This is a genomic window from Mesorhizobium sp. M2A.F.Ca.ET.039.01.1.1 (assembly GCF_003998035.1).
Classification (GTDB): Bacteria; Pseudomonadota; Alphaproteobacteria; order Rhizobiales; family Rhizobiaceae; genus Mesorhizobium.
The window spans coordinates 1-3,223 of the sequence record NZ_RZRY01000689.1 but is presented as its reverse complement, the minus strand read 5'-3'; the positions used below and the strand labels follow the sequence as shown (position 1 = coordinate 3,223).

Annotated in this window: 3 protein-coding genes and 1 pseudogene; 3 read left to right on the top strand and 1 reads right to left on the bottom strand. The window is 61.4% G+C overall.

The window, feature by feature from the left end; genetic code table 11:
- Positions 1–228, bottom strand: a pseudogene (locus EOA24_RS31900) (D-alanyl-D-alanine carboxypeptidase); the annotation flags it as partial.
- Positions 229–515: 287 nt separating this feature from the next.
- Here EOA24_RS31900 and EOA24_RS31895 point away from each other — a divergent pair.
- The 3 genes from EOA24_RS31895 to EOA24_RS31885 all read left to right on the top strand — a co-directional run.
- Positions 516–845: a phasin family protein gene (locus tag EOA24_RS31895; RefSeq protein WP_042642580.1), complete on the top strand. Its 330-nt coding sequence runs from the start codon at positions 516–518 to the stop codon at positions 843–845.
- 276 nt (positions 846–1,121) lie between these two features.
- The gene (gene clpS / locus EOA24_RS31890) at positions 1,122–1,448 is read left to right on the top strand and encodes an ATP-dependent Clp protease adapter ClpS (protein WP_036258315.1); all 327 of its coding nucleotides are present in this window, start codon (positions 1,122–1,124) and stop codon (positions 1,446–1,448) included.
- 6 nt (positions 1,449–1,454) lie between these two features.
- Positions 1,455–3,223, top strand: a 1,769-nt coding sequence (locus EOA24_RS31885; protein ID WP_127410481.1) for an AAA family ATPase, incomplete at its 3' end; no start/stop codon positions are given.

Below are 3,223 nucleotides of genomic sequence, written 5' to 3'. Positions count from 1 at the left end.
GAGGTAGAGCGTCATCATCTTGGTGAGCGAAGCCGGATAGCGCCGGCCATTGGCGTCGGCCGAATAGAGCACCTTGCCGGTCTTGGCATCCACCACAATGGCCGCGGACTTTGCGGCAAGGGCCGACGCCACATCGGCAGCGATAATCGTCATCGCCAGCGCGGCGACCATGACTGCCTTGAAGGAGAATGAGGATTTGGAGACCAGCCCCGACAACGCCTGACGCACCGTTACTACCCTGAAATTTTCGTTGCCCCGGAGGCGGCTACGGGAGTGCCTGCCTCACTTCCGGCCAAGCTATCGCGGTCAGCGTTACCAATCCGTTTATGGTAACCGCCGCGTTCACCATTTTTCGGCAAATCGAGCTTCTCTTTAATCGAATTTTACCGGCCGGCGGCGCTGGAGCCCCTGCGCACCAAGGGATTCTTGACTTTTGTGCGTTGCACAATATATTAAGGTGCATTGCACAAGGGCGCCCGGGGCAGAAAGGGCGTTTCAACCAAGGGAAGTATGAAATGACCCAGACCTATGAGGACTTCACGAAATACGGCAAGGAGTTTGCCGACACCGGGCTGAAGAGCTTTGCCTCGCTCACCAAGGGCGCGCAGGCGATCGCCACCGAAGCCGGCGAATACACCAAGAAGAGCTTCGAGGCCGGCAGCGCAGCCTTCGAGAAGCTGTTCGCGGCCAAGTCGATCGAGAAGGCCATCGAGATCCAGACCGATTACGCCAAGCAGAGCTATGAGAGCTTCGTGGCCGAGGCCAGCAAGATCGGCAATCTCTATGCCGAGCTCGCCAAGGAGGCTTACAAGCCGTTCGAATCGGTGGTCGCCAAAGCGAAGTAATTTCGCCGGATCATATCCATACGGCCAGCCGGCCTGTGAAAAGGACCCGGTCGCGGTAGCGCGGCCGGGTTTTTTCGTGGCCGATCGCAACCCGATGCACATTGCCGCATTCACGATTGAGAAATTCGCTTAGGTTTGCCCACCTAGCCATATTGTCAGCTAAACAGAAGGGCTTAAAATCGTCCATCGAGAACCTACATGTTGAACTCGCATGAGGATTCGAAAAGGCTGGACTACGTGACGATCGGTTTGACTGCCACGGCAGGCGTGGTGCGAATGCAAAGTGACGGGGACCGCAACGATCCCGGTCGCGGTACCGCTGTCATCACGCGCACCAAGACCAAGACCAAAAAGCCCAGCCTCTACCGGGTCCTCATTCTGAACGACGACTACACTCCCATGGAGTTCGTCGTTCACGTCCTTGAGCGTTTTTTCCAAAAGGACCGCGAGGCCGCCACACGCATCATGCTTCATGTTCATAATCATGGAGTGGGCGAGTGCGGCATCTACACATTCGAGGTGGCTGAGACCAAAGTGTCCCAGGTCATGGATTTCGCCCGACAGAATCAGCATCCGCTGCAATGCGTGATGGAGAAGAAGTGAGGTAACATGCCGGCTTTCTCCCAAGGCCTGGAAAAGGCGCTACATCAGGCGCTGACATTCGCCAACGAGCGGCATCATGAGTATGCGACGCTCGAACATCTGCTGCTTGCCCTGATCGACGACACAGAGGCGGCCGCCGTCATGCGCGCCTGCAACGTCGATCTCGACGAGCTCAAGCACACCGTTCTCACCTATATCGACACCGAGCTGGACAACCTCGTCACCGGCTACGACGAGGATTCCAAGCCGACGGCAGGCTTCCAGCGCGTCATCCAGCGCGCCGTGATCCATGTGCAGTCGTCCGGCCGCGAGGAAGTGTCCGGCGCCAACGTGCTCGTCGCCATCTTCGCCGAGCGCGAGAGCCACGCCGCCTATTTCCTGCAGGAACAGCAGATGACCCGCTACGACGCGGTCAACTACATCTCGCACGGCATCGCCAAGCGCCCGGGCGCTTCGGAATCGCGCACACCGCGCGGCGCCGAGGACGAGCAGGGCGGCCAGAACGGCGCCGAGCCGCAGGAGGAAAACGGCAAGAAGAAGCAGCAGGACGCGCTGACGGCCTACTGCGTCAATCTCAACAACAAGGCCCGCGCCGGCAAGATCGACCCGCTGATCGGCCGCGACAGCGAGATCAACCGCACCATCCAGGTGCTGTGCCGCCGCTCCAAGAACAACCCGCTCTATGTCGGCGACCCCGGCGTCGGCAAGACGGCGATCGCCGAGGGCCTGGCCAAGCGCATCGTCGAAGGCGATGTGCCGGAAGTGCTGCAGGACGCCACCATCTTCGCGCTCGACATGGGCACGCTGTTGGCCGGCACCCGCTATCGCGGCGACTTCGAGGAGCGGCTGAAGCAGGTCGTGAAGGAGCTCGAGGACTATCCGGGCGCGGTGCTGTTCATCGACGAGATCCACACCGTGATCGGCGCCGGCGCCACTTCGGGCGGCGCGATGGATGCATCGAACCTCCTGAAGCCGGCGCTGTCGTCCGGCGCGATCCGCTGCATCGGCTCGACCACCTACAAGGAGTTCCGCCAGTTCTTCGAGAAGGACCGCGCGCTTGTGCGGCGCTTCCAGAAGATCGACGTCAACGAGCCGACCATCGAGGACGCCATCGAGATCATGAAGGGCCTCAAGCCCTATTTCGAGGAGTTCCACAAGGTCCGCTACACCAGCGAGGCGATCAAGGCCTCGGTCGAGCTCTCGGCTCGCTACATCAACGACCGCAAGCTGCCGGACAAGGCGATCGACGTGATCGACGAGACCGGCGCCTCGCAGATGCTGGTGCCGGAGGCCAAGCGCAAGAAGACGATCGGCATCAAGGAGATCGAGGCGACGATCGCCACCATGGCGCGCATCCCGCCGAAGACGGTCTCGGCCGATGACGAGAAGGTGCTGCAGGGTCTGGACGTCGAGCTGAAGCGCGTCGTCTACGGCCAGGATACCGCGATCACCGCGCTGACCTCGGCGATCAAGCTGGCGCGCGCCGGCCTGCGCGAACCGGAGAAGCCGATCGGCTCCTACCTGTTCTCGGGCCCGACCGGCGTCGGCAAGACGGAAGTGGCCAAGCAACTCGCCGCCTCGCTCGGCGTCGAACTGATCCGCTTCGACATGTCGGAATACATGGAACGCCACACCGTCTCGCGGCTGATCGGCGCGCCTCCCGGCTATGTCGGCTTCGACCAGGGCGGCCTGCTCACCGACGGCGTCGACCAGCATCCGCATTGCGTGCTGCTGCTCGACGAGGTCGAGAAGGCGCATCCGGACCTGTTCAACAT

What these genes read in the sequence shown, in the direction of transcription:
- EOA24_RS31895 (WP_042642580.1), top strand. Translation starts at nt 516, where the DNA reads ATGACCCAGACCTATGAGGACTTCACGAAATACGGCAAGGAGTTTGCC.
- clpS (WP_036258315.1), top strand. Translation starts at nt 1,122, where the DNA reads ATGCAAAGTGACGGGGACCGCAACGATCCCGGTCGCGGTACCGCTGTC.